The sequence below is a fragment of the Leclercia sp. TB492 genome (assembly GCF_049974505.2).
In the GTDB taxonomy this organism is placed as follows: Bacteria; Pseudomonadota; Gammaproteobacteria; order Enterobacterales; family Enterobacteriaceae; genus Enterobacter; species Enterobacter adecarboxylatus_C.
On record NZ_CM127572.1, the window covers coordinates 130,806 to 156,709 of the forward strand.

Genomic DNA, 25,904 nt, shown 5'->3' on the forward strand with positions numbered 1-25,904 from the left:
GCCGCGTCGTATGACATTTAATGGATTGCAAACAATGAAGTTTAAAAAGAATTTACTCATCGCGGCCGCTTTATTTACGGCGACATCCGCAATGGCCGATGATTTTTCAGTTGGCGCTGGCGCAGTGTTTAATGAATCACCCTATCAAGGCTATAACGAGAACGTCTCCGCTGCCCCTTTAATTAGCTACGAAGGCGAACATTTCTACGTGCGTCAGACCACCGGCGGCTGGATCGTCTGGAAAGATGCGAAAAACGAACTGAGCCTGACCGCCTCCTGGATGCCGCTGCACTTCGACCCGGAAGATAACGACGACCACGTGATGAAGCAGCTGGATGAGCGTAAAGCCTCCGCGATGCTGGGTGGGGCCTACTACCGTCACGAAAGCTGGGGTAGCCTGAAGTTTGCCCTGGCGGCCGATGCGATGGACGAGAGCGGCGGCGTGGTGGGCGAGATGTCTTACTTCCGCCCGATCCGGATGGAGCGCCTGACCCTGACGCCGTCGGTGGGCGTGTTCTTCCACGACGAAAGCTTCAACGATTACTACTACGGTGTCTCTGCGAAAGAGTCCCGCCGCAGTGGTCTGCAGCAGTACACTGCCGGTGAAAGTGTGACCCCCTATATCGGCCTGGCGGCGAAATACCCGCTGACGCAGAACCTCTATCTGAACGCCAGCGCGGTCTATATCGTACTGCCTGACGACGTGAAAAACAGCCCGATGATCGACCGTGACGACAGCTTCGCGCTGATGACCGGTCTCTCCTGGACGTTCTGATTTTTCAGCAATCTGCCCTCAGGGACGAGGGCAGCCTCAATCGTTTTCTTCTTACGCCTCATCCACCCAGATGCGCATCTCTCCCTCGCCGCGATTCGCCCAGCTAAACCACGGAATAAAGGTCAGGGTCTGCGCCTGCTGCATGGTCGGGGCGCGATCGTACTGCCACAGCGGTCGCTTTTCCGCGTTCACGGCGTGGCGGGCATAACCCTGGGTCTGGATCAGCACCTTGTGGGCAAAAATCCCTTTTCCTTCCACGAGCTTAAATTCGCTATCGGTGGGCAGGGTCAGGTTATGCAGCCCGGCGCCGTTATCCGCCTCTTCGAGACAGTACACCAGCGGCCCGCGCTGAATCGCCACTTTCCCGGCCTGCTGGCGTACCTGCGGATTCCCGTAAACCCGACGTACCGGCATCGGCAGGGTTAACTGCAGCCTGTCGCCCTCCTGCCAGCGGCGGGTCAGGTAGAGATAACCCTGACGCCCCTCGCCGTTGACCGCTTCGCCGTTCAGCGTCAGCTGCGGATTGTCGCACCAGTCCGGCAGACGCAGAGCCAGGGTATGGTCGATTGCCACCGGGGAAGTGATCTCGATAGTGACCTGCTCCTGCCACGGGTAGTTGCCGCTGATGCGCAGCGTTAACTCCTCATCGCCCACCGGGAAGGTCATGCTGTTGCCGATATAGAGGTTAATAAACAGCGCATCCTCACGGACGGTATAGATGTAGTGGCCGATGGAGGTCAGCACCCGGGCGATATTCGGCGGGCAGCAGGCGCAGCCGAACCAGCGCTGGCGAACCGGCTTCACGTGATCATAAATATGGTTAAACTTCAGCGTTTTCGGATGCACCTCCAGTGGGTTAACGTAGAAGAAGTGCTTTCCGTCCAGCGCCATGCCGCCCAGTACGGTGTTATACAGCGCCCGCTCCATCACGTCGGCGTACTGGCTGTTGGCCTCCATCTCCAGCATCCGCCGGGCAAACATCATCAGGCCGATCGAGGCGCAGCTCTCGGCATAGACGGTGTCGTTCGGCAGATCGTAATCGCTGCTGAAAGCTTCGCCGCTGCTCTGGGAGCCAATCCCGCCGGTAATATAGAGCTGGCGCTGGGCCATGTTGTTCCAGAGACGCAAACAGTCCTGGCGTTTGCTTTCGTCCTGGCTCAGGCGGGCCAGGTGCGCGACGCCGGTCATCAGATAGACGAAGCGCACCGCGTGGCCGATGGCCGTCTGCTGTTCCGCCAGCGGCTGATGCGCCTGGCTGTAGGCTTTGTCCTGCACCATCCACGCCGGACCGTAGGTGTTCCAGTAAGAGGTTTTTCCGCGCTTTTCATATTCGATATCGTAGAAGTGCGGCTGAGTCCCGCGCTGCTCGACGAAATATTTCACCAGCGCCAGATAGCGCGGCTCCTGGGTGACATCGAACAGGCGCATCAGCGCCAGCTCAATCTCCGGGTGACCCGGATAGCCGTGCAGCTGCTGCTCGCCCGGACCAAAGACGCTGTCGATATGGTCGGCCAGCTTGCAGACCACCTCCAGCAGATGGCGCTTGCCGGTGCCCTGGAAGTACGCCACGCCCGCTTCAATCATATGCCCGGCGCAGTACAACTCATGGCACTCCGCCAGGTTTGTCCAGCGCTCGTCCGGAGCTTTTACCGTGAAGTAAGTATTCAGGTAGCCATCCTCGCACTGCGCGGCGGCCACCAGCTCAATCACCTCGTCGGCGGTCTTTTCAAGCTCAGCGTCGGGCTTCTGGCACAACGACCAGGCGACCGCCTCCAGCCATTTCGCCACGTCGCTGTCCTGAAAGACCATCCCGTAAAATTCGCCGCTCTGCTGGCCTGCGGCAATGCGGAAGTTGGCGATCGCATGGCTCGGTTCGGCCTCGGTGATGCGATCGTTCAGGGCATCCCACTGGTAGGGGATAACCACATCCCGCACCAACTGTTGATACTGGCCCAGAAACGGGTCGCTGATTTTCAGTTTATGCAGGTCGGGTTCCATTATGGACATCATATTCTCCTCAGGCTTGAGCGTGACGCTGGCGCAGGTCGGTGGCAATGCGCGCCATCATCGGGTTATTGAGCCGGCACTTGCGGATCGCCAGCGCCAGCAGCAGATGGAAAAGGGCAGGCAGCAGGGTTTCCATGGTGGTGATGCCCTGCAGCGAGGCGGCCGTCTGGTTACCAGCGCCCGGCTGATAGGCGACAAAAATGAATACCAGGCTGATGATCCCGGCGCTGGATGCCCAGGCCAGCTTGATGAAAAACAGGTTAAAGGCGAAGTTCATCCCGGAGGAGCGCACGCCGGTTTTCCACTCGCCGTAGTCGTCGGCAAAGGCCATTAACGCGAAGTGCAGCGGCAGGGTAAAGCCGAGGATCACTCCGTTCGCCAGAATCACCACCAGCCACAGGGTCTGATGCGCCGGGCCGCCGGGCAGGAACCACATTCCCACTGCCAGTGCCGCCAGCACCAGGTTAGTGTAATAGTAGAGTTTGACTGTATCGCTGCGGCGCGACAGCAGGTTGACGATCACCGCCCCGAGAATGGCGGCAAAGGTCACCATGGTGAAGAACAGCGAGGTATACGCGGTGCTGCCCTTCAGCACGTAGGTGATGAAATACATGTAGCCGCCGCCACGGATGTTGAAGACGTTAATCAGCAGGAAGGACATCACCAGCATCAGCAGCAGCTGATCGTTCTGGCGCAGACCGGCGAGATGCTCCCTGAGGGTAAATTTCCCCATCATTGCCAGCGGCACGCGCTCACGCACCCAGAAGAAACAGCACAGGAACATCACCACCGCAATGGCGCACAACACCCCCACGCCCAGTTGATACCCCTGAGCCGTGTCGCCCTGGCCGAGCTCCGAGACCAGCCACGGCAGGCCGACCGAGACCAGGAAACCGGCCACGCCGCACAGCACAAAGCGCCAGGACTGACAGGAGAGCACCTCGCTGTGGCGGGTGGTCATGGTGTTGATCAGCGCGCAGTAGGGCACGTTGATGGCGGTATAGCCCACCGAGAGCAGCAAATAGGTGCCGAACGCCCAGGCGATTTTGACTCCCATTCCGGCATCCGGCACGGTGAAGGTCAGGACGCCGATCGCGCCAATCGGCAGGGCGACCCACAGCTGCCAAGGGCGAAAGCGTCCCCAGCGGCTTTGGGTGCGGTCGGCAATGATCCCCATCACCGGGTCGGATATGGCGTCGAAAATGCGCAGGGCGATAAACAGCGTGCCGACCAGCGCCGGGGTTAATCCAAAGACATCGGTATAGAAGAAGGTAAGAAAATTCATGATCAGACAGGTGATGACCGTCCCGCCCGCGTCACCCAGGCCGTAGCCAATTTTTTCTCGTACTGAAAGGCGCTCGTTGACGGCCTGCCGGGCAATCTCTGTCTGCGTAATCGGAGTGGAAGTCATGAGGTAACTCCTCGGGTTATCGGATTTTTTATATTGTTTTGTCAGGTACCCGATTAATTTTGCACCGATCCCCGGCCTCAACAAGGGAAGGGAAAAGTATAAAAAGGTGAGGATTCCGACCTTGTTCTCAAAATGTGATTTCGATCGAGGCGAAAGGAAATTATCTGTTAATAATCAGTAATAAAGCGTCATAAATTGTCTATTAATAGCGGAAAAGTGAATGCCAATACTCGAATTGTCCATAGCACTTCCGATCAGGGTCCAGAATGGCGGGTATTTCATCTCCCGGGGCGTGGGGCGTCATCCGGCACGCAGGCTCGATTCGTGGGAAGTGATTTTTGTCGAAAAGGGAACATTAACGATCCAGGAGGAGGGGAGCGTGTTTGAGGTGCATGCCGGTGAGAGCCTGCTGCTCTGGCCGCATCGTCTGCATAAGGGCATTGAGGATTTTCCCGCCGATTTACGCTTTTACTGGCTGCATTTTGAGGTCGACGAGCAGAGCCTGCCCTCTGCCAGGAGCACGCTGCTGTCTGTACAACAGCACGGAAAAACCGGCGATCCGCAGGCAATGGTTGCGCTTTTCCGGCAATTTCTGACCGAGCAGGAGAAGCTTCAGCGCAGCCCGGCGCTGGAATTTCTTCTGCTGCTGATACTGCAGCAGCTCTCCCTGGCGGCCGGGCAGGAACTGCCGCCGGATGAAGCGGGAGTGAATCTGGCGTGGAAGGCGCGGCAGCTAATCGGCACCCAGTTTCACCTGCCGATCTCCACCTCTACGCTTGCCAAAGAGCTGCACTGCAACGCGGACTATCTGGGGCGGGTGTTTCGACGGGTCTTCAATCTGACCCTGACCGAGGCGATCCACCGCCAGCGTGTCAGGGCCGCTGAGAAGCTGTTGCTCAACGATGCCGTATCGCTGAAAGAGGTAGCAACCCGCTGCGGTTTTAACGATGCCGGCTACTTCCGGCAAATCTTTCGCAAGCATACAGGTTTAACGCCCGGAGTCTGGAAACGCCGCTACTGTAAAGAACACATCAATTCTGCCTGAGTTCTTTGGCAGATGGCCAGTTTTCACGGCAGGGCGCACAAATCGGGGCTTTTACCCTGTCTGATCAAGGCGCTCAACCCGAACCCTCTGGCAACCTGATTTTTTTCAGCAAGGATGGAGCAGGCGATGAACCCGTTTATTGTTGCGGACCCGGCGAAATGTATTGGCTGTCGCACCTGCGAAGTGGCCTGTGTGGTATCGCATCAGGAAGATCAGAATTGTGCGGCCGTGACGGCAAGGACGTTTACTTCCCGCATTCGGGTGGTGAAAGGCGGGACCTTTACCACGGCGGTCACCTGTCATCAGTGTGAAGATGCGCCCTGCGCCAACGTCTGCCCGACGCAGGCCATCCAGCGGCAGGCGGGAGTGTGGCAGGTGGATCAGGCGCGCTGTATCGGCTGTAAAAGCTGTATGGTCGCCTGTCCGTTTGGGGCTATGCAGGTGACGGGGAGCGCTGAGCAGGTTCAGGCCCTGAAGTGCGACCGCTGCGCGCACCGCGAAGCGGGACCGGCCTGCGTGGCGGCCTGTCCCACCTATGCGTTAAGCTGCGTCGATCCTGCCAGATTACGCGCCGAACGGCTGCGTTATCTGGCGTAAAACGTTACTGGCCGTTTTCCCGCCAGGCGAGCTCAACCTCTTCTGCCAGAATTTTAACGCCGGCTTCGATTTTTTCCGGGTCCGGCACGTAGTTCATGCGCATGCACTGATGGGTATGCGGCCAGGGTTTATCCAGCCCCGGGAAGAAGTAGTCCCCCGGTACCATCAACACCCCGCGCTTTTTCAGACGCTGATACAGCAGCTCGGTGGTGATCGGCAGGTCCTTAAACCACAGCCAGAGGAAAATCGCCCCTTCGGGTTTATGGATCAGGCAGCGATTTTCCGGTAAGTAGCGGCGAATGGTGGCGATCGTCTCTTGTACGCGCTGATAGTAGAAAGGCTTGATCACCTCATTCGACAGACGCAGCAGATCGTTGCGCTTAATCATCTCGCACATCATCGCCGGACCAATCCCACCCGGTGACAGGCTAATAATGCCGTTCATATTGGTGATGGCGGTGATGATTTTCTCATTGGCGATGATGATCCCGCAGCGGCTGCCAGGCAGACCCAGCTTGGAAAGGCTCATGCACAGGACAATGTTCGGGTTCCACAGCGGGCGCGCTTCGCTGAAGATAATGCCCGGGAAGGGCACGCCATAGGCGTTATCAATCACCAGCGGAATGCCGTGCTGGTTCGCCAGCGCATCCAGCTTCATCAGCTCTTCGTCGGTGATCACGTTCCCGGTTGGGTTGGTGGGCCGGGAGACGCAGATCATGCCGGTCTCTTCGCCAATATGCAGGTGCTCAAAATCGACGTGATATTTGAACTGGCCTTCCGGCAGCAGCTCGATGTTCGGACGTGCGGAGACGAAAAGGTCATCCTCAAGGCCGGAATCGGCGTAACCGATGTATTCCGGCGTCAGCGGGAAGAGCACCTTTTTGGTGGTGCCGTCGGCACGTCGGCCCGCGAAGAGGTTAAATAAGTAGAAAAACGCGCTCTGGCTGCCGTTTGTCAGTGCAATATTCTGTGGTTCGATCTCCCAGCCGAGGGTGTCGCGCAGCATCTCTGCCAGGGCAGCGAGCAGCTCGGTTTTCCCCTGCGGGCCGTCATAATTGCACAGCGCATCAGTGGCTTTGCCATTTTCCAGCATGTCCGCAAGGAGCGTCTGAAAATAGGCGTTCATCTCCGGAATTTGTGCCGGGTTACCGCCGCCGAGCATGATGGCGCCCGGTGTGCGCAGACCGTCGTTGAGATCCTCCATCAGGCGGGTAATGCCTGAATGGCGGGTGAATTTGTCGCCGAAAAGTGAAAAAGTCATAGCAGGTGTTCTGTCGGGCTTGTTCTAAGAGTGGCTCACCATAACGCTACAACTGCGCAGGTGCAAATCAGCGTGGAAAGACAGAATGATTGCTTTATGTTATCAGTTTGCCATCAGGCAGTGAATTATGCTGTATTTTCCCTCTCCCGTCGGGAGAGGGATTCTGAACGTAACGATCAGCGATTACCCGCCCATACCACCATCACCTTGTCGCCCTGGTGCTCACGTACAAAGCCATAGCCCTGGGGCAGGGACAGCGTGGTTTGCGTTCCTTCCCCCACTGCCGGATGGCGGGCGCGGAACTGTCCGAGCCGCTGCCAGTGGGTGACGGTGGCGGCCTGCGCGCCGCTGATATCCTGCCAGTTCATGTCCGAGCGCGTCCCCTGCAGCGGGTCGGAGCCCGTCGGGCCGAACGGTCGGGCGGATTCATCACCATAAAATATCTGCACGCTGCCCGGCGCCAGTAACAGCAGCTCTGCCGCCCGCTGGTCGCCCTCGCGGAACAGACGCGTATCGTGGGAAGAGAGGTAGCTCAGGACGTTAAAGCCCTGCAGCTTTTCTGCCATCTGCTGCCAGGTCAGGTCGATATCGGCCAGGCAATCTACCGCTTTCGCCGCCTGCTCCTGATAATCAAAATTGATCATCGCATCGAAGCCGTGACGGTAGTAATCGCTCTGCATCACCCCGTGACCCCAGGATTCACCGGTCATCCAGAAGGGCGCATCGTCGAGTTTTTTCTCCGGGTTGGCCGCTTGCCACGCTTTTAGCGCGTCACTGGCCTGGTCCTTCAGCTGCTGCCAGCCTGCCAGCTCCACGTGCTTGGCGGTATCGACCCGGAAACCGTCAATCCCGTATTCCCGTACCCACTGGCTCAGCCAGTGGGTGAGGTAGTCCCGGGGCGTGTAGCCATCGATGGCTTTTGCCCCGGTGTCGGGTTTATGGCGATAAAAGTTCGGCAGGCCCGAAGGAGTGGTGGATTCGGTTTTCAGATCCGGCAGGAAGGCCAGCGACATGGTCAGATCGTCGAAGCCGGGGTTGTCGTAATCGCCAATGTCGGTGCGTATCCACTGTTTGCCCCACCAGTTTTCCCATGCGGCTTTGTCGCTGAAATTGATGTAGTCGTTAAAGCTGTGCCAGCTCTGTCCGGCGGCAGGCTTCCAGTCGGTCCAGCGTTCACCCAGGGTTTTCTTCAGCTCATCACCCTGTAAATAGAGTGCGCCGAACTGGTACTCCTGCATGTCGGCCAGCGTCGCATAACCGGTGTGATTCATCACCACGTCAAACAGAATGCGGATCCCCCGACGATGGGCTTCATCCACCAGCTGGCGTAAATCGTCTTCCGTGCCCATGTTGGCATCGAGTCGGGTCCAGTCCTGGGTGTAGTAACCGTGATAGGCGTAATGGGGGAAGTCACCCTTGGTGCCGCCGCCGACCCAGCCGTGGATCTGCTCCAGCGGCGAGCTGATCCACAGGGCGTTGACGCCGAGCTGTTGCAGATAATCCAGTTTGCTGGTGAGCCCCTTCAGGTCGCCGCCGTGGAAGGTGCCGATCTCCTGTATGCCATCTTTATGGCGTCCGTAACTGTTGTCGTTGCCCGGATCGCCATTCTCAAACCTATCGGTCAGGACAAAATAGACGGTGGCGTTTTGCCAGCTGAACGGGGCGGGTTTGTCCGTCCCGGCACGCTCCAGTAACAGCAGGCCGTTGCTGCCCGGTGCGGGTTGCAGGGTGATTTTGCCCTGCTGCACGGTGGCGGTCTGTTTGCTGTAAGAATCACGCACCACGCTACCTTCCGGGAAGGTGTTGCTGACGTCGACCGTCAGGGGGTTACCGTCCCATTTCGGGCACTGGCGCACCACGCTGGTTACCGCTTTTTCGCTCTCGCTGGCGACGGTCAACATCAGGGTGGGCGTGCCGGAGCGGGTATCAATCCGTGCCTGATAATCACCGTCGCGGAACAGACGCCACTGCACCGGATCCCCTTCGCACGGCTTGAGTGACATCATCTCGTTGAGTTTTATCGCGTTTGTAGGCTGCCAGCACGTCTTGTCAAGATTCACCGTCAGCGGGCGGATACCCTTCGTCAGCTTTGCCTGTGCCGTGAAGACCCCCGAGCCTTCAGCCGTAAAGGTCGGAAAACCCGGGGCTGACCAGTCGGCGCTGGCCATGGCAGGCAAGAGGAGAAGAGCGAGAGCGGAACGTTTCATACCGGTTTCCTGTCACAGCGTTTTGCTCAGTTTGCCATCTATTGTAGAAGGCTAACTCCTCCCCTGGCGCTATCGCGCAGGGAGGAGCAATGAGGGTGAGTGATCTCACGCTAAACGGGTGTATTAACTGCGATATTGAGCACATTTTGGTGAAAATGATGCTTAAGCGAACGCTTTCTGGATGACAGGGTTTCGGATTTAGACTATTTCTTTGAATGCTCTTCTCGTCTATTTTTGCTAGGATCTGAGATTCGCTTCTCATTTTACGAAAAAAATAAGGTGTTGGAATGTTTCTATCCGACCAGGAGACTTAATGATATCGACTCCCATTCGACGATATGGGGCCGCGATACTCATGTTACTCACCATGGCAATTTCTGGTGAGGTGCTTGCGAAGACGCACACGGATACAACGAGTAAGAAGGCCCACGTCATAAAGACGACAAGTAGTAAGGTTAGCAGTAAACAAGAGTATTCTCGCAATAGTGCAAAGAGTAGTTCACTTCCTGATTTGCGAAAATACCCTTCCGGGACACCAAGGAAAAAAGCGTTTCTCCGGACGGTAATGCCTTATATTACAAGTCAAAATGCCGCGATTACGGCGGATCGTAACTGGTTGATCTCCAAACAGTACGATAGCCGCTGGTCGCCATCAGAACGCACGCGTCTGAAAGAAATTTCAAAACGCTATAAGGTGAGCTGGAACGGAAACACGCGTCGTGTGCCGTGGAACTCTCTCTTAGAGCGCGTAGATATTATTCCAGGCAGCATGGTCGCAACGATGGCTGCAGCCGAGAGTGGCTGGGGTACCTCGAAGCTGGCGCGCAGTAATAACAACCTCTTCGGCATGAAATGTGCGAAAGGGCGTTGTAACAATGCGCCGGGCAAGGTGAAAGGCTACTCACAGTTTGAATCGGTAAAAGATTCCGTGAATGCTTATGTTGTGAATCTGAACACGCATCCTGCTTATAAATCCTTCCGTAAGTCGCGCGCGCAGCTGCGTAAAGCAGACCAGGAAGTGACGGCAAGCACCATGATCCATAAGCTGAAAGGTTACTCAACCCAGGGCCAACGCTATAACAACTATCTGTTTGCGATGTACCAGGATAACCAGCGCTTAATCGCCGCACATATGTAATAGTAAAAAAGGCCTTCCATCCGGGAGGCCTTTTTTTATTTAAATCAGTACTTCACTGTAGCGATCGCGATACTCTTTCGGCGTGGTGTCATACGCTTTTTTAAATACCGAATAGAAATATTGTAGAGAGGGATAACCGCACATCTGCGAAATCTCATGAATCGAAAGCGACGTCGAAATTAGCAGGCTGCGGGCTTTCTCCAGTTTCTCGGCGTGAATCACCGCATGGATCGTCTCGCCCACCTCTTCTTTAAAACGCTTCTCCAGATTTGAACGTGAAATCCCTACCGCATCCAGCACCTGATCCACTTTGATGCCTTTACAGGCGTGGTTACGAATGTAGTGCATCGCCTGAATCACCGCCGGATCGTTCAGTGAACGGTAATCGGTCGATCGCCGCTCCACAACGCGCATCGGCGGTACCAGCAGCCGTTGCAGCGGCAGGTTTTCATTATCCAGCAGCCGGTGCAGCAGCTTGGCTGCCTGATAGCCCATCTGACGCGTTCCCTGGGCCACGGAGGAGAGCGCCACCCGTGACAGGTAACGCGTTAGTTCCTCATTATCGATACCAATGACGCACAGCTTTTCCGGCACCGGAATGTGCAGATGCTCGCACACCTGTAACACGTGCCGGGCGCGGGCATCGGTCACGGCGATAATCCCGGTCTGCGGCGGCAGGGTTTGCAGCCAGTCGGCGAGACGATTCTGCGCGTGCTGCCAGTTTTCAGGGGCCGTCTCCAGCCCCTGATAGACAACGCCGCGATACTTCTCCTTTGCCACCAGCTGACAGAACGCATACTCACGTTCCGCCGCCCAGCCTTTGCCGCTGGAAACGGGCAGGCCATAAAAGGCGAAGCGGTGTACCCCTTTCTCCTTCAGATGGAGAAAGGCGCTCTCCACCAGAGCGTGGTTGTCGGTCGCGATATAGTGCACGGGAGGGTAATTTTCCGGCTTGTGGTAGGAGCCGCCGACGCCGACGATGGGGACGTCGACATCGACCAGCAGCTGCTGGATAACGGCATCGTCAAAATCCGCGATAACGCCGTCGCCCAACCACTCTTTAATATTATCGATACGCATCCGGAAATCTTCTTCGATGAAGATATCCCACTCGGACTGCGACGCCTGCAAGTATTCACCCACACCCTCTACAACCTGACGGTCATAAGCTTTATTGGCATTGAATAACAACGTTATGCGGTGACGCTTCTCAAACATGGCGCTCTTTTTCCAGAATCAGTGACAGACGATAAAGCATCCTCAGGCGCGCCTCTTGGTCGCGGAATCCATCCATACTGCCAGCAACAGAATGGCACCCTTAACGATATACTGCCAGAATGTCGGGACGTCCATCATACTCATTCCGTTATCCAGCGACGCCATAATAAAGGCACCCATCACCGCCCCGGCGACGCTGCCGATCCCGCCCGCCAGACTGGTTCCGCCAATGACGCAGGCAGCGATGGCGTCGAGTTCGGCAATGTTCCCTGCCGACGGCGAGCCTGCCCCCAGGCGCGAGCTTAAGATCAGACCCGCCACGGCGACCATCAGGCCATTAATGGCAAAGACCGCCAGCTTGGTGCGCTCAACGTTGATGCCGGACAGGCGCGCGGCTTCGAGGTTGCCGCCGATGGCATAAATGCGCCGACCAAAGGCGGTGCGGGTGGCCATAAACATCCCGGCCAGCAGCAGCAGAACCAGCAGCAGCACCGGCGTCGGCACGCCGCGGTAGTCGTTCAGCAGCCAGATTGCTCCAAGGACAATCACTGCCGTCAGCGCCTGGCGGCCGACAACCGAGGTGGACGGTGCCGTGGCTAACCCTAAGCTCTGACGACGCATTCTGCTCCGCCACTGCCAGGCAACAAACGCCATCAGGCCAATTGCGCCGAGGCTAAAACCGACCCCGCTGGAGAGATAGCTCTGACCAATCTGCGACATGGAGGCGCTGGTGGGAGAGACGGTGGTGCCGTTGGTCACGCCAATCAGAATGCCGCGGAAGGCCAGCATCCCCGCCAGGGTGACGATAAACGACGGCACTTTACGATAGGCCACCCACCAGCCGTTCCAGGTGCCGAGGAGTAAACCGAGCAGCAGGGTAACCACGATGGTGAGCGGCAGCGGCCAGCCCAGCCAGACGTCGAAAATCGCCGCCAGGCCGCCGAGCAGGCCCATCATCGAACCTACGGAGAGGTCGATCTCCGCCGAGATAATCACAAACACCATCCCCACCGCCAGAATGCCGGTAATGGCGGTCTGACGCAGCAAGTTGGAGACGTTACGGGCGCTGAGGTACGAGCCGTCAGTGGTCCAGGTAAAGAACAGCATGATCGCTACAATGGCGGCAATCATGACAAAGACCTGCAGATTAAGCGCCTTTAACCCTGAAAACAGACCCGGTGCGGGCGCCGTGGCTTTTAATTCAGATGGATTGCTCTTCGACATGGCGTTCGCTCCTTAATGCGGCTTCCATCACCTGTTCCTGCGTCAGGTTCTGGTTGTTCAGGTTGGCTTTCAGTTTTCCTTCGTGCATCACCAGCACCCGGTCGCTCAGACCCAGCACTTCAGGCAGCTCTGACGAAATCACAATTACGGCGATACCCTGCTGAACCAGCTGGTTGATCAGCTTGTAGATTTCGTATTTCGCACCGATATCGATCCCGCGGGTGGGTTCATCAAGGATCAGGATGCGCGGGTTGAGCAACAGGCAGCGGGCAAGAATGGCCTTCTGCTGATTGCCGCCGCTAAGACGACCAATGGCGAGGTCCGGGGAAGACGTTTTGACCTTCAGCCGTTGAAGGGACTGCAGAATGCAGTGCTGCTCGGCGGCGTCATCAAGGCTGCTTAGCTTTCCGCTGAACTGATCTAAGGCGGCGAGGGTGATATTTTTACCTACCGCCATCACCGGCACGATGCCGTCTTTCTTACGATCTTCCGGTACCATCGCGATGCCGTGGGCAATCGCCTGCTGACAGTTTTTGATATCGACCGGCTGCCCGTCAATAAAGATACGGCCTTCCCAGCGACCGGGCCAGACGCCGAACAGACACTGCACGGCCTCGGTACGCCCGGCGCCGACCAGCCCGGCTATGCCAAGAATTTCACCGCGATGCAGCGAGAAGGAGACGTCGTTCACCCGTTTGATATGACGATTGATCGGATGCCAGGCGGTGAGATGCTCCACGCGCAGCACCTCCTCCCCGAGGGTATGCGGTTCATTTGGGTAGAGCGCAGTGAGCTCGCGGCCCACCATCATAGTAATGATGTCATCCTCGCTCATTCCCTGCGCTTCGCGGGTGCCGATATGCTGCCCGTCGCGAATGACGCAGACCGTGTCCGAAATAGCTTTCACTTCGTTGAGCTTGTGGGAGATGTAAATGCAGGCAATACCGTGGTTTTGCAGGTCACGAATGATGTCCAGCAATACCGCGGTTTCCTGTTCCGTCAGCGAAGCGGTCGGTTCATCGAGGATCAGCAGGCGCACCTGTTTGTTGAGCGCTTTGGCGATCTCCACCAGCTGCTGTTGCCCCAGACCTAACTCGCCCACCCGGGTATCGGGAGAGATCGCCAGGCTCACCTGTGCCAGCAGCTTTTCGCAGCGCAGGGTCATGGTGTCGTAATCCAGCACCCCGTGACGGGCGATCTCGGCGCCGAGGAAGATGTTCTCCAGCACGGTGAGGTGCTTCACCAGCGCCAGCTCCTGGTGAATGATGGCGATGCCTTTGCGTTCGGTATCGCGGATGTGCGTGGCCTGCAGGGTTTCGCCGGAAAAAATAATTTCGCCGTCATAGCTGCCGTGGGGGTAAATGCCGCACAGCACTTTCATTAACGTCGATTTGCCGGAGCCATTTTCACCGCACAGCGAGACGATCTCGCCGGGATTTAAACGCAGACTGACGTTGTCCACGGCCTTCACCGCGCCAAACACCTTAGTGATGCTTTTCATTTCAAGGAGATAAGACATAACTGCCCCACATGACCCGAAGGAAAACAGTACAAGTCGATACGCCCCCGCCAGGCAGGGGCGATGCTGGATTACAGTTCGCTTTTTTTATGGAAACCGTCTTTCACAACGGTGGCGTCAATGTTCTCTTTATTGACTTCGATAGGGGTTAACAGTCGGGACGGCACATCTTTCAGGCCATTGTTTAAGCTGGTGTCGGCTTTAGGCTGCTGGTCATTGCCCAGCTCAACGGCAATTTCTGCGGCGGTGGTGGCCAGCTCGGTGATCGGTTTATACACCGTCATGGTCTGGGTGCCGGCCACAATGCGTTTCACCCCGGCCAGGTCTGCATCCTGCCCGGAGATCGCCACTTTTCCGGCCAGCCCCTGAGCGCTGAGCGCCTGAATTGCGCCGCCAGCGGTGGCGTCGTTAGACGCGACCACGGCGTCAATTTTGTTATTGTTGGCAGTTAAGGCGTTTTCCATAATTTTCAGTGCGTTTTCTGGCAGCCAGCCATCTGCCCACTGGTCGCCAACCACTTTGATTTTGCCTTCGTCAATGTACGGCTTCAGCACTTTCATCTGCCCGGCGCGGAATAATTTGGCGTTGTTGTCTACTGGCGAGCCGCCCATCAGGAAATAGTTCCCCTGTGGCACTTTCGCTACCAGGCTTTGCGCCTGTAATTCACCGACTTTTTCATTGTCGAAGGAAATATAATAATCGATGTCGGCGTTATTAATCATGCGGTCATAGGCCAATACTTTAATGCCCTCGCGTTTGGCTTCTTTTACCACGTTACTTAAAACCTGACCGTTATAGGGAATAATAACCAGCACATCGACGCCGCGGTTAATCATATTTTCGATTTGCGACATTTGGGTTTCTTCATTGCCATTGGCAGACTGGACAAAAACTTTTGCTCCTAATGCTTCTGCCTTATTGACAAAAATATCGCGATCTTTTTGCCAGCGCTCCAGGCGGAGGTCATCGATCGCCATGCCGATTTTGACTTCTTTTGCATGACTCGCCGTACTCGCCAGCAGCAGCGATGCACAAAGAGTGAGGCACAGGTTCTTTATCTTCATAATTGTATTGCCTTTTGTAGGGTTAGGTAACTGAGATAAAAGAAACAATCATTGCAAGAGACGTAGCAAATTCTTAACGGGGAACGGCAGACTGGCAATTACAGATTTTTATCTTCTCGTTATGATATTTGGTTTATTTTCGAATTTATGACCGCGATCTTATTTTAAATTACATAACTTCTTAATTACGCATGATTCTGGAATTTACGCTGTGAAATTCCTTTGGCTGCAAATTGATTTTGCGAGCCAGCGCACGTTTGTGCATTCTCTCAATAGCAGTGTGAAATAACGTAATTGAGCAAGCTGCGATCACTATTCACTATTACTCCAGTATCTACTCTTCGCCGCACCCCTGATTATGGAGCTCACTATGCAAGCTTATTTCGATCAACTCGATCGCGTTCGTTATGAAGGCCCGAAATCCTCTAATCCTTTAGCGTTTCGTCATTACAACCCGGACGAGCTGGTGTTGGGTAAGCGCATGGAAGAACATTTGCGTTTCGCCGCCTGCTACTGGCATACCTTCTGCTGGAGCGGGGCCGATATGTTTGGCGTAGGCTCGTTCGATCGTCCCTGGCAGCAGCCGGGCGATGCGCTTGAGCTGGCGAAGCGCAAAGCGGACGTTGCCTTTGAGTTCTTCCACAAGCTGAACGTGCCGTACTACTGCTTCCACGACGTGGACGTTTCCCCGGAAGGCGCTTCGCTGAAAGAGTACCTGAATAACTTCGCGCAGATGGTCGACGTACTGGCTGAAAAACAGCAGCAGAGCGGCGTGAAGCTGCTGTGGGGCACCGCCAACTGCTTTACCCACCCGCGCTATGGCGCAGGGGCTGCCACTAACCCGGATCCGGAAGTGTTCAGCTGGGCGGCCACCCAGGTCGTGACGGCGATGAACGCGACCCATCAGCTGGGCGGCGAAAACTACGTCCTGTGGGGCGGGCGCGAAGGCTACGAAACGCTGCTCAATACCGATTTACGCCAGGAGCGCGAGCAGATTGGCCGCTTCATGCAAATGGTGGTGGAGCATAAACACAAAATCGGTTTCCAGGGCACGCTGCTGATTGAGCCAAAACCGCAGGAGCCGACTAAGCACCAGTACGATTACGACGTGGCAACGGTGTACGGCTTCCTCAAGCAGTTCGGGCTGGAAAAAGAGATCAAAGTGAACATCGAAGCCAACCACGCGACCCTGGCCGGCCACTCGTTCCACCACGAGATCGCCTCCGCTATCGCGCTGGGCATTTTCGGCTCCGTGGATGCTAACCGCGGCGATCCGCAGCTGGGCTGGGATACCGATCAGTTCCCGGTCAGCGTGGAAGAAAACGCGCTGGTGATGTACGAAATCATTAAAGCGGGTGGGTTTACCACCGGCGGCCTGAACTTTGACGCCAAAGTGCGCCGTCAGAGTACCGATAAATACGATCTGTTCTATGGTCATATTGGGGCGATGGACACCATGGCGCTGTCGCTGAAAGTGGCCGCCCGCATGATTGAAGACGGCGAGCTGGATAAGCGCGTGGCGAAACGCTATGGCGGCTGGAACAGTGAACTGGGTCAGCAAATTTTGAAAGGCCAGTTATCGCTGACGGAACTGGCGAAGTACGCTGAACAGCATAACCTGGCGCCGCAGCATCAGAGTGGTCATCAGGAGCTGCTGGAAAATCTGGTGAATCATTACCTGTTCGACAAGTAACGGGTATCGCCGGGCGGCGCTACGCTTGCCCGGCCTATAATTTTAAGGAGCCCAGGGCATGTATATCGGGATCGATCTTGGCACATCGGGTGTGAAAGCCATTCTGTTAAATGAACAGGGCGACGTGCTGGCAGCGCAAACAGAAAAATTGCAGGTTTCACGGCCACATCCGCTCTGGTCTGAACAGGATCCTGAAGCCTGGTGGCTGGCAACGGATCGCGCCCTGAAGGCGCTTGGCGAGCAGCACTCGCTGAGGGAAGTCAAAGCCCTGGGAATTGCCGGGCAGATGCATGGCGCTACGCTGCTGGACAAGGACAACCGTGTTTTACGTCCGGCCATTTTATGGAATGACGGCCGCTGCGGTGAAGAGTGCGCCCTGCTGGAAGAACGCGTGCCGACATCCCGGGAGATCACCGGCAACCTGATGATGCCGGGCTTTACCGCACCCAAATTGCTGTGGGTCCAGCGCCACGAGCCCGAGATTTTTAGCCAGGTGGCGAAGGTGCTGCTGCCAAAAGATTATCTGCGTCTGCGGATGACCGGCGAGTACGCCAGCGATATGTCCGATGCGGCAGGCACTATGTGGCTCGACGTCGCTAAACGCGACTGGAGCGAGACGATGCTCGACGCCTGCCATCTCACCCGTGACCATATGCCTGCTCTGTTCGAAGGCTGTGAGCAGACCGGCACGCTGCTGCCGTCGGTCGCGCAACGGTGGGATATGCCGGCCGTTCCGGTCGTGGCGGGGGGCGGTGATAACGCCGCGGGCGCGGTTGGTGTGGGGATGGCCGATGCCGGACAGGCGATGCTGTCGTTGGGCACATCCGGCGTCTACTTTGCCGTCAGCGACGGTTATCGCAGTAACCCTGACAGCGCGGTGCACAGCTTCTGCCATGCGTTACCCGGCAAATGGCATCTGATGTCGGTGATGCTCAGCGCGGCGTCGTGCCTGGACTGGGCGGCAAAACTGACCGGCTTAGGCAGCGTTCCGGCCCTGCTCGATGCTGCGCAGCAGGCCGATGAAAACGCGGGTACCCTCTGGTTCCTGCCCTATCTTTCCGGCGAGCGCACGCCGCATAACAACCCGCAGGCGAAAGGGGTGTTCTTTGGCTTAACCCATCAGCACGGTCCGGCCGAACTGGCGCGTGCGGTACTGGAAGGGGTGGGTTATGCCCTGGCTGATGGCATGGATGTAGTACATGAATGCGGACTCAAACCGACCAGCATTACGCTGATTGGCGGCGGGGCGCGTAGCCCGTACTGGCGTCAGATGCTGGCGGATATCAGCGGTCAGCAGCTGGATTACCGTACCGGCGGGGATGTCGGGCCTGCGCTGGGCGCCGCGCGGCTGGCGCAGATTGCGGTGAATCCGGATAAACCGCTGTCGGCGCTGCTGCCACAGCTAGCGCTGGAACAGCAGCACATCCCTGATACCGCGCGTCATGCCCGCTATGCCGGGCAACGCGATGTGTTCCGCAAGATCTATCAGCAGCTTCTGCCATTGATGTCGTGAAACGTTGCCGGGTGGCGTTTCGTTTGCACAGCCTTGTAGGCCCGTGCAAGCGAAGCGCCGCCGGGCAAGCAAGTCGTGCTTAACTGACAAACCTGCGCGTATCAATCCGCTGCAACAGCATAGACAGCAGCAGACTGACCACCAGCGTGGCCGAGAATATCCAGACGATATCCAGCAGCGGCCAGCTCTTTAACTCCACGCCACGCGTGCGCAGGGCGTGGATCACCAGCGCGTGAAAACCATAAATCCCCAGTGAGTTACGCGAAATTAACCCCAGCAGCGGCAGGGGGCGTGCATTGAGCGTGTTTTTCACCAGGGTAAATAATGACATCGCGCAGATAAAGACCATCGGGCCGCAGTAGAGATACCAGGTGTCGGCGAAGGTGCCGCGCCACTGCAGTTCATGCAGCGTACCGCGGGAGATGATCGCAACCGCAGCAATAAACAGCGCGGCGCAAATCCCATTCAGCCAGCGTTTACGGGTATCCATCATACCCAGAGCGCGGCCCAGCATACCGTACAGCACGTAATAGAAGGTGTCGCCGTTGATATACAGGTTGATCGGCAGCCATTCAAATCCGCCTATTTTTTGCGAGACGGTGTTGGGGTTGGCCACGATGCCGATCACGATCATCAGCGCCAGCAGCATTTTGCCGTTCGCGCTCTTCACCTGCAGCAGCGGGGAGAGCAGGTAAATGACGATAATGGCGAAGAAAAACCACAGATGATAGAACACCGGCTTTTGCAGCAGGTATTTCAGCGACAGCTCGCTGTTAATCGAGGTAAACAGCACGATATAAAGGAACGCCACGGTGCTGTAAAACAGCAGACACAGCCCGATGCGTAAAAAGTGGCGCGGTTGCGCGCTGCGCTCGCCAAAAAAGAGATAGCCGGAGATCATGAAAAACAGCGGCACGCTCACGCGTGAAGCGGAGTTGAGAATATTGGCGATATCCCAGTTAACGAGGCTGACGCTTGCGGCATTGGTGATATACCAGGTCGTGGTATGGATCATCACCACCATTAAACAGGCAATTCCCCGCAGATTATCAATCCAGTTAATTTTTTCCTGCATCCATCCCTCTGTTTTCGCATTAAAAAGAGTCTGACTGTGGTATTGCTAAAGACGCTCACTGGAAAATTCTGAGTTTGCATCGCCCTGCTTGTGCCCGGGCGGTGAGATTCGCAGAATGCCGGGCCATAATCTATAAAGTTTAGAGTTTAAAAATAATAGCCACAGCACAGGGCGGTAATAAAAATGATGATGCGTGCAATGTGGATCCTGATCCCCGCGTTACTGGCCGGCTGCGCGGCTCAGGAGACGTCCCCCGCGCAAAAAGCGCAAACGAAGAAAGTCAGTCCGGTGCGTTCGCTGGACATGGAACAGCTGTGTAAGGATCGGGCGGCTCAGCGCTACAATACCGGTGCGCAAAAAATCGACGTCACCGCATTCGAACAGTTCCAGGGTAGCTATGAAATGCAGGGCTTCACTGCCCGCAATGAGAGTTTCATCTGTTCTTTTGACCCAGAAGGCCATTTTTTACATCTTTCGATGCGTTAAGGCCGTCGCGTCATGAGCTGGCTGTGTCCCGAGGGCGTTGTCAGCTATGCTTATTTCCCAATTTTCCCTAAACAACGCCGTTTCGTACTGTATATCTTGCATCCGACGGGTATACTGATCCCTTCCATTTAAAACCACACGTATCCAGCACGAAATACTATGCAAAAGTTCGATACTAAGACCTTCCAGGGCCTGATCCTGACCTTACAGGATTACTGGGCTCGTCAGGGCTGCACCATTGTTCAACCACTGGACATGGAAGTCGGCGCCGGCACCTCACACCCGATGACCAGCCTGCGCGCGCTGGGGCCAGAGCCAATGGCGACCGCTTATGTGCAGCCATCTCGTCGTCCGACCGATGGTCGCTACGGTGAAAACCCGAACCGCTTACAGCACTACTATCAGTTCCAGGTGGTCATTAAGCCATCACCGGACAATATTCAGGAGCTGTACCTTGGGTCGCTGAAAGAGCTGGGTATGGATCCAACCATCCACGACATCCGTTTCGTGGAAGATAACTGGGAAAACCCAACGCTGGGTGCCTGGGGTCTGGGCTGGGAAGTGTGGCTGAACGGTATGGAAGTGACGCAGTTTACCTACTTCCAGCAGGTTGGCGGTCTGGAATGTAAACCGATCACCGGTGAAATCACCTACGGTCTGGAACGTCTGGCCATGTACATTCAGGGCGTAGACAGCGTTTACGACCTGGTCTGGAGCGACGGTCCGCTGGGTAAAACCACCTACGGCGACGTGTTCCATCAGAACGAAGTGGAGCAATCCACCTATAACTTCGAATACGCGGACGTGGACTTCCTGTTCACCTGCTTCGAGCAGTACGAGAAAGAAGCCCAGCAGCTGCTGGCGCTGGAGACTCCGCTGCCGCTGCCCGCCTATGAGCGTATTCTGAAGGCCGCCCACAGCTTCAACCTGCTGGACGCCCGTAAAGCGATCTCCGTGACTGAACGTCAGCGCTACATTCTGCGTATTCGTACCCTGACCAAAGCCGTTGCAGAAGCTTACTATGCGTCCCGTGAAGCCCTTGGCTTCCCGATGTGCAACCGAAACAAATAAGAGGCGGCCATGTCTGAGAAAACTTTCCTGGTGGAAATCGGCACCGAAGAGCTGCCACCAAAAGCCCTGCGCAGCCTGGCGGAGTCCTTTGCTGCGAACGTGACTGCCGAGCTGGATAACGCTGGCCTCGCACACGGTAAAATCGAATGGTTTGCTGCCCCGCGCCGCCTGGCGCTGAAAGTGGCAAACCTGGCTGCTTCCCAACCCGATCGCGAAGTTGAAAAGCGCGGCCCGGCCATTGCTCAGGCGTTCGACGCTGAAGGCAAGCCGAGCAAAGCGGCAGAAGGCTGGGCGCGTGGTTGCGGGATCACCGTTGACCAGGCCGAGCGTCTGACTACCGACAAAGGAGAATGGCTGCTGTATCGCGCCCATGTGAAGGGCGAGAGCGCAGAAGCGCTGCTGCCGAACATGATCGCCACCTCGCTGGCTAAGCTGCCGATCCCAAAACTGATGCGCTGGGGCGCAAGCGACGTCCACTTCGTGCGTCCGGTTCATACCGTGACCCTGCTGCTGGGCGACACCGTGATCCCTGCCACCATTCTGGGCGTGGCGTCCGATCGCGTGATCCGCGGCCACCGCTTTATGGGCGAGCCGGAGTTCACCATCGACAATGCCGACCAGTATCCTTCAATCCTGCTGGAGCGCGGTAAGGTCATCGCTGACTATGAACAGCGTAAAGCCCGTATTAAAGCGGACGCGGAAGAAGCGGCACGTCAGATTGGCGGTAACGCCGATCTGAGCGAAAGCTTGCTGGAAGAAGTGACCTCGCTGGTGGAATGGCCGGTGGTCCTGACCGCGAAGTTTGAAGAGAAATTCCTGGCGGTACCGGCAGAAGCGCTGGTTCACACCATGAAGGGCGACCAGAAGTACTTCCCGGTCTATGCCAATGACGGCAAATTGCTGCCGAACTTCATCTTCGTGGCCAACATTGAATCGAAAGATCCGATTCAGATTATCTCCGGTAACGAGAAAGTGGTGCGTCCGCGTCTGGCGGATGCCGAGTTCTTCTTTAATACCGACCGTAAAAAGCGTCTGGAAGATCACCTTCCGCGCCTGCAGACCGTGCTGTTCCAGCAGCAGCTGGGTACGCTGCGCGACAAGACCGACCGTATCGCGGAGCTGTCCGGCTGGATCGCCCGTGAAATCGGCGCGGACGTCAACCACGCCACCCGCGCAGGCCTGCTCTCCAAGTGCGACCTGATGACCAACATGGTGTTCGAATTTACCGACACCCAGGGCGTGATGGGCATGCACTATGCGCGTCACGATGGCGAAGCGGAAGACGTAGCTGTCGCGCTGAACGAGCAGTATCAGCCGCGCTTTGCCGGTGACGATCTGCCGTCCAACCCGGTGGCCTGTGCCGTCGCGATTGCCGACAAGATGGACACCCTGGCGGGTATCTTCGGTATCGGTCAGCATCCGAAAGGCGATAAAGACCCGTTTGCGCTGCGTCGTGCTGCGCTGGGCGTGCTGCGCATCATCGTTGAGAAGAACCTCAATCTCGATCTGCAGACTCTGACTGAAGAAGCGGTGCGTCTGTACGGCGACAAGCTGACCAACGCCAACGTGGTAGATGATGTTATCGACTTTATGCTGGGCCGTTTCCGCGCCTGGTATCAGGACGAAGGTTACACCGTCGACACCATCCAGGCGGTGCTGGCGCGTCGTCCGACCCGTCCGGCTGATTTCGATGCCCGCATGAAAGCGGTTTCCCACTTCCGTACCCTGGAAGCGGCGTCTGCTCTGGCGGCGGCCAACAAGCGTGTATCCAATATTCTGGCGAAGTCCGATGAAAAGCTGAACGAGCGTGTCAACGCCGCGACGCTGAAAGAGCCGGAAGAGATCGCCCTGGCGATGCAGGTTGTGGTACTGCGCGACAAGCTGGAGCCGGTCTTCGCGGAAGGTCGCTACCAGGAAGCGCTGGTGGAGCTGGCCGAACTGCGCGACGTGATCGATGCCTTCTTCGAGAAAGTGATGGTGAACGTAGAAGATAAAGATCTGCGTATCAACCGTCTCTCGATGCTCGAAAAACTGCGCGAGCTGTTCCTGCGCGTGGCGGATATTTCCCTGCTGCAGTAATGCGCCCTTTGCCCGGCGGCGCTACGCTTGCACGGGCACCGGGAGTGCTAGAAACCCGCTTCGGCGGGTTTTTTTATGCCGTGCCGTTGAAAATTTAACCTTGAAACGGTCAACAAATTACCGTTATCCTTATCCACGTTGACTTTCTCCCCCTGGAGCGCCCCCCAAAAATGAACAACCACGACTGATGAATTTCGATCCTTGCTAAACGCCACCGCGTCGGCAGGGGAGGTTTTGATTTCATTCAGGAGTGCTTATGGCTCATTTTGCGCAATCCCCTTCTTTTATTTTGCATCAGGTCACCTGTCAGTTTGCGACGGGCGATACCCTTTTTGGTCCGCTGAATTTCTCGCTGGAGTCGTCGCTCTGCGCGCTGGTTGGCCGCAACGGCAGCGGTAAGACCCGTCTCCTGCGCCTGCTGGCCGGTCTGGACGAGCCCGCCAGCGGTCATATCGAACGTTTCGGCACGCACAGCTATGTTGCGCAACAGCACGATATTTCTCCGCAAACCACGCTGGCCGGGCTACTTGGCTATGAGGATATCTTTGCGGCCCGGGCGCGGATCGATAGCGGTGATTACCAGCCTGACGATCTGGAGCGCCTGGAGGGTTTCTGGGATATCGCCGAACGGCTGAGCGAGGCATTCAGGGACGCGCAGCTTCCGACGTTTACACCCGACAAACCGGCTTCCGAACTGAGCGGCGGTGAGCGGATTCGCGCTCTGCTGTGCGGCGCGTTTACGGCGAATACGGATTATCTGCTGCTGGATGAACCGACCAACCACCTCGACCGACAGGGGCGGGAGTGGTTTTACGCTCAGCTTGCCCGCCATACCGGCGGCGTGCTGGTCGCATCCCACGATCGTGAGCTGCTGGCGCAGGTGCCGCGCATACTGGAACTCAGCGCTTCCGGTTTGCACAGCTATGGCGGGAATTATGCCGATTATCAGCGTCAGCGGGATGCGGAACAGCAGGCTGCCCGAGCGGCGCTGGATCATGCAACTCACGAGCGCAAACGCACCCGCACACGTCAGCAGAAAGAGCATGACGACAGCCTGCGCCGCTCGGCTAAAACCCTGCGCACGGTGGATACCCTTAATATCGCCTCGTTTGAGCGCGTGAAATATAAAGGGGCGGCAAAGGAGCGTCCAGGCGCATGGCGCAAACAGCATCACGATCAACAGGATGCGTTGAATGCGGCGGTCAATCAGGCGCGGGAGCGGGTCGAAGAGGAAAACCCGGTGATGTTTACCCTGCCGGGCAGCCAGATTGCGGAGGGCAAACAGGTGCTAGTGCTGGACGATCTGGTGCTGCCGTATGTCACGATGCTGCCGCTCACCTGGCGCATGGACGGGCCGAGGCGGGTGGCCCTGCGCGGGCCGAACGGCTGCGGGAAATCTACCCTGCTGAAAGCGATCCTCGGGGAGTGCGCGCCCGTCGCCGGGACCTGCCGCGTGTCGGTCAACACGGTGTACCTCGACCAGCATTTATCGCAGCTGGATCTGACGCAGTCGGTTATCAGTCATCTCAATCTGCACAACACGCCGCTTGAGGAGGGCGTGCTGCGCAGCCGTCTGGCGCAACTCCAGCTGGGTGCCGGGAAAGTTACGCTGCCGCTGGCAGAGCTGAGCGGCGGCGAGCGGTTAAAAGCAGCGCTTGCCTGCGTTCTGTGGCGGGAAGAGGCGACGCAGCTGTTGCTGCTTGATGAACCGACCAACCACCTGGACCTGGCCTCAACGCAGGCTATCGAAGCGGCGCTGGCAGGCTTTGCAGGCGCACTGCTGGTAGTGTCGCATGACGATCATTTTCTGAACGGGCTGAACCTGACGGATGAACTGGTATGGCTGGATGGGGAGTGGCGTGCTGAACGGCGGTGACAAAAACATAAACCCCCGCAAATGCGGGGGCAAAAACAACTTCATTCAGTCAACTGCTTGCGGAGTGCCGGGTTAGCCTGAATCAGACTCATCAGCTTCAGCTCGGTCATAGAGGGCTTCACTCTTTTCGATTCCCACTCCTGAACCATTGCTACGCTGACACCCATTGCTCGGGCGAAATCATCTGTTTTCATCCCTGTCCCTTTGCGTAAGCGCTCAAATTCCGTAAAGGGGTTAGACTTTTGCGAACGGGTCACCGTCTGCGGTACATCTTTAAAAACAATCTGTTCCAGACTGCTTAGCAGATCGAACATAGGATCTTTTAATTCCATTGAGGACTCCTCTTAAATCACACTGCGGGATCGTGAACATAGAGAGCAATTTAAGAATAGTCGCTAAAACTGACAGGAGATCGTAACGTGCGTGATTAATTTTGAGAGATACGTTTCGCTCGCTTGTTTTCGGTGTGAGCACCAGTGCTAATGACTTGATTATTCAGTAGCGCAATAGCATCAGGTATATTTTTGTAAATCGTAAGAATTTATATGGCAATAGCCGTTTTACATGAAAAGGGTATCTTGCAGGCCTGACCTGGACTATTCTTGTCAGCGTCGGGCACGCCTGTGCCGGTGTACGCTTTTTTGG

The 25,904-nt window shown here is 56.7% G+C and carries 20 protein-coding genes; 10 read left to right on the forward strand and 10 right to left on the reverse strand.

Annotated features, from left to right (window positions below):
- The first annotated feature begins 34 nt into the window (after window positions 1-34).
- Window positions 35-775: a MipA/OmpV family protein gene (locus ACP4QI_RS00645; protein ID WP_426495924.1), complete on the forward strand. Its 741-nt coding sequence runs from the start codon at window positions 35-37 to the stop codon at window positions 773-775.
- Window positions 776-826: 51 nt separating this feature from the next.
- On the opposite strand, the gene ACP4QI_RS00650 is transcribed toward ACP4QI_RS00645, so the two are convergent.
- Both ACP4QI_RS00650 and ACP4QI_RS00655 read right to left on the reverse strand, forming a co-directional pair.
- Entirely contained in the window at window positions 827-2,782 is a 1,956-nt protein-coding gene (locus ACP4QI_RS00650) for a glycoside hydrolase family 127 protein (protein ID WP_426495925.1), read from the reverse strand.
- A gap of 10 nt (window positions 2,783-2,792) precedes the next feature.
- Window positions 2,793-4,193 carry an MFS transporter gene (locus tag ACP4QI_RS00655; protein WP_426495926.1) on the reverse strand — a complete coding sequence of 467 codons (1,401 nt, stop codon included), beginning with the start codon at window positions 4,191-4,193 and terminating at the stop codon, window positions 2,793-2,795.
- Between the two features lie 226 nt (window positions 4,194-4,419).
- Between ACP4QI_RS00655 and ACP4QI_RS00660 the strand changes: the two genes are divergently transcribed.
- Together ACP4QI_RS00660 and ACP4QI_RS00665 are read left to right on the forward strand one after the other, a co-directional pair.
- Complete coding sequence (locus ACP4QI_RS00660) at window positions 4,420-5,238, forward strand: helix-turn-helix domain-containing protein (RefSeq protein WP_285112376.1); 819 nt, start codon at window positions 4,420-4,422, stop codon at window positions 5,236-5,238.
- A 126-nt stretch (window positions 5,239-5,364) separates the two neighbouring features.
- Window positions 5,365-5,835, forward strand: coding sequence for a 4Fe-4S binding protein (locus ACP4QI_RS00665; RefSeq protein WP_142487769.1), 471 nt, complete (start codon window positions 5,365-5,367; stop codon window positions 5,833-5,835).
- Between the two features lie 4 nt (window positions 5,836-5,839).
- Here ACP4QI_RS00665 and avtA read toward each other — a convergent pair whose 3' ends face one another.
- Window positions 5,840-7,096, reverse strand: coding sequence for a valine--pyruvate transaminase (gene avtA, locus ACP4QI_RS00670; protein WP_142487770.1), 1,257 nt, complete (start codon window positions 7,094-7,096; stop codon window positions 5,840-5,842).
- A 176-nt stretch (window positions 7,097-7,272) separates the two neighbouring features.
- The gene (locus ACP4QI_RS00675) at window positions 7,273-9,303 is read right to left on the reverse strand and encodes an alpha-amylase (protein ID WP_426495927.1); all 2,031 of its coding nucleotides are present in this window, start codon (window positions 9,301-9,303) and stop codon (window positions 7,273-7,275) included.
- Window positions 9,304-9,616: 313 nt separating this feature from the next.
- On the opposite strand from ACP4QI_RS00675, the gene ACP4QI_RS00680 reads away from it, so the two are divergent.
- Window positions 9,617-10,441, forward strand: coding sequence for a protein bax (locus tag ACP4QI_RS00680; RefSeq protein WP_142487772.1), 825 nt, complete (start codon window positions 9,617-9,619; stop codon window positions 10,439-10,441).
- Window positions 10,442-10,480: 39 nt separating this feature from the next.
- Here ACP4QI_RS00680 and xylR read toward each other — a convergent pair whose 3' ends face one another.
- The 4 genes from xylR to xylF all read right to left on the reverse strand — a co-directional run bounded on the left by xylR (window position 10,481) and on the right by xylF (window position 15,466).
- A complete protein-coding gene (xylR, locus tag ACP4QI_RS00685) occupies window positions 10,481-11,659 on the reverse strand; it encodes a D-xylose utilization transcriptional activator XylR (protein WP_426495928.1) in 1,179 nt (392 codons plus the stop codon).
- A gap of 42 nt (window positions 11,660-11,701) precedes the next feature.
- On the reverse strand, window positions 11,702-12,883 hold the full coding sequence (gene xylH / locus ACP4QI_RS00690) for a xylose ABC transporter permease XylH (protein ID WP_142487774.1): 1,182 nt from the start codon (window positions 12,881-12,883) through the stop codon (window positions 11,702-11,704).
- A complete protein-coding gene (locus tag ACP4QI_RS00695) occupies window positions 12,861-14,402 on the reverse strand; it encodes a xylose ABC transporter ATP-binding protein (protein WP_426495929.1) in 1,542 nt (513 codons plus the stop codon). Before ACP4QI_RS00695 ends, xylH begins: the two co-directional genes overlap by 23 nt.
- 71 nt (window positions 14,403-14,473) lie before the next feature.
- On the reverse strand, window positions 14,474-15,466 hold the full coding sequence (gene xylF / locus ACP4QI_RS00700; RefSeq protein WP_142487776.1) for a D-xylose ABC transporter substrate-binding protein: 993 nt from the start codon (window positions 15,464-15,466) through the stop codon (window positions 14,474-14,476).
- A 370-nt stretch (window positions 15,467-15,836) separates the two neighbouring features.
- On the opposite strand from xylF, the gene xylA reads away from it, so the two are divergent.
- Complete coding sequence (gene xylA / locus ACP4QI_RS00705; protein WP_285112362.1) at window positions 15,837-17,159, forward strand: xylose isomerase; 1,323 nt, start codon at window positions 15,837-15,839, stop codon at window positions 17,157-17,159.
- 58 nt (window positions 17,160-17,217) lie between these two features.
- The gene (gene xylB, locus ACP4QI_RS00710; protein WP_426495930.1) at window positions 17,218-18,672 is read left to right on the forward strand and encodes a xylulokinase; all 1,455 of its coding nucleotides are present in this window, start codon (window positions 17,218-17,220) and stop codon (window positions 18,670-18,672) included.
- A gap of 79 nt (window positions 18,673-18,751) precedes the next feature.
- Here the strand turns inward: xylB and ACP4QI_RS00715 are convergent, their stop codons facing one another.
- Window positions 18,752-19,747, reverse strand: coding sequence for an acyltransferase (locus tag ACP4QI_RS00715; protein ID WP_156262659.1), 996 nt, complete (start codon window positions 19,745-19,747; stop codon window positions 18,752-18,754).
- Between the two features lie 189 nt (window positions 19,748-19,936).
- Here ACP4QI_RS00715 and ACP4QI_RS00720 point away from each other — a divergent pair, with 189 nt between their 5' ends.
- The 4 genes from ACP4QI_RS00720 (at window position 19,937) to ACP4QI_RS00735 (ending at window position 25,259) form a co-directional block, all read left to right on the forward strand.
- The gene (locus ACP4QI_RS00720) at window positions 19,937-20,233 is read left to right on the forward strand and encodes a YsaB family lipoprotein (RefSeq protein WP_370462902.1); all 297 of its coding nucleotides are present in this window, start codon (window positions 19,937-19,939) and stop codon (window positions 20,231-20,233) included.
- A 159-nt stretch (window positions 20,234-20,392) separates the two neighbouring features.
- Entirely contained in the window at window positions 20,393-21,304 is a 912-nt protein-coding gene (glyQ, locus tag ACP4QI_RS00725; RefSeq protein ID WP_003860141.1) for a glycine--tRNA ligase subunit alpha, read from the forward strand.
- Window positions 21,305-21,313: 9 nt separating this feature from the next.
- Window positions 21,314-23,383 carry a glycine--tRNA ligase subunit beta gene (gene glyS / locus ACP4QI_RS00730; RefSeq protein ID WP_142487781.1) on the forward strand — a complete coding sequence of 690 codons (2,070 nt, stop codon included), beginning with the start codon at window positions 21,314-21,316 and terminating at the stop codon, window positions 23,381-23,383.
- Window positions 23,384-23,639: 256 nt separating this feature from the next.
- Window positions 23,640-25,259: an ATP-binding cassette domain-containing protein gene (locus ACP4QI_RS00735; RefSeq protein ID WP_426495931.1), complete on the forward strand. Its 1,620-nt coding sequence runs from the start codon at window positions 23,640-23,642 to the stop codon at window positions 25,257-25,259.
- 41 nt (window positions 25,260-25,300) lie between these two features.
- Here ACP4QI_RS00735 and ACP4QI_RS00740 read toward each other — a convergent pair whose 3' ends face one another.
- Entirely contained in the window at window positions 25,301-25,591 is a 291-nt protein-coding gene (locus ACP4QI_RS00740; RefSeq protein ID WP_142487783.1) for an HTH-type transcriptional regulator, read from the reverse strand.
- Between the last annotated feature and the right edge of the window lie 313 nt (window positions 25,592-25,904).

Coding starts and splice junctions, on each gene's coding strand:
- ACP4QI_RS00645 (WP_426495924.1), top strand. CDS start 35: ATGAAGTTTAAAAAGAATTTACTCATCGCGGCCGCTTTATTTACGGCG.
- ACP4QI_RS00650 (WP_426495925.1), bottom strand. CDS start 2,782: ATGTCCATAATGGAACCCGACCTGCATAAACTGAAAATCAGCGACCCG.
- ACP4QI_RS00655 (WP_426495926.1), bottom strand. CDS start 4,193: ATGACTTCCACTCCGATTACGCAGACAGAGATTGCCCGGCAGGCCGTC.
- ACP4QI_RS00665 (WP_142487769.1), top strand. CDS start 5,365: ATGAACCCGTTTATTGTTGCGGACCCGGCGAAATGTATTGGCTGTCGC.
- avtA (WP_142487770.1), bottom strand. CDS start 7,096: ATGACTTTTTCACTTTTCGGCGACAAATTCACCCGCCATTCAGGCATT.
- ACP4QI_RS00675 (WP_426495927.1), bottom strand. CDS start 9,303: ATGAAACGTTCCGCTCTCGCTCTTCTCCTCTTGCCTGCCATGGCCAGC.
- ACP4QI_RS00680 (WP_142487772.1), top strand. CDS start 9,617: ATGATATCGACTCCCATTCGACGATATGGGGCCGCGATACTCATGTTA.
- xylR (WP_426495928.1), bottom strand. CDS start 11,659: ATGTTTGAGAAGCGTCACCGCATAACGTTGTTATTCAATGCCAATAAA.
- xylH (WP_142487774.1), bottom strand. CDS start 12,883: ATGTCGAAGAGCAATCCATCTGAATTAAAAGCCACGGCGCCCGCACCG.
- ACP4QI_RS00695 (WP_426495929.1), bottom strand. CDS start 14,402: ATGTCTTATCTCCTTGAAATGAAAAGCATCACTAAGGTGTTTGGCGCG.
- xylF (WP_142487776.1), bottom strand. CDS start 15,466: ATGAAGATAAAGAACCTGTGCCTCACTCTTTGTGCATCGCTGCTGCTG.
- xylA (WP_285112362.1), top strand. CDS start 15,837: ATGCAAGCTTATTTCGATCAACTCGATCGCGTTCGTTATGAAGGCCCG.
- xylB (WP_426495930.1), top strand. CDS start 17,218: ATGTATATCGGGATCGATCTTGGCACATCGGGTGTGAAAGCCATTCTG.
- ACP4QI_RS00715 (WP_156262659.1), bottom strand. CDS start 19,747: ATGCAGGAAAAAATTAACTGGATTGATAATCTGCGGGGAATTGCCTGT.
- ACP4QI_RS00720 (WP_370462902.1), top strand. CDS start 19,937: ATGCGTGCAATGTGGATCCTGATCCCCGCGTTACTGGCCGGCTGCGCG.
- glyQ (WP_003860141.1), top strand. CDS start 20,393: ATGCAAAAGTTCGATACTAAGACCTTCCAGGGCCTGATCCTGACCTTA.
- glyS (WP_142487781.1), top strand. CDS start 21,314: ATGTCTGAGAAAACTTTCCTGGTGGAAATCGGCACCGAAGAGCTGCCA.
- ACP4QI_RS00735 (WP_426495931.1), top strand. CDS start 23,640: ATGGCTCATTTTGCGCAATCCCCTTCTTTTATTTTGCATCAGGTCACC.
- ACP4QI_RS00740 (WP_142487783.1), bottom strand. CDS start 25,591: ATGGAATTAAAAGATCCTATGTTCGATCTGCTAAGCAGTCTGGAACAG.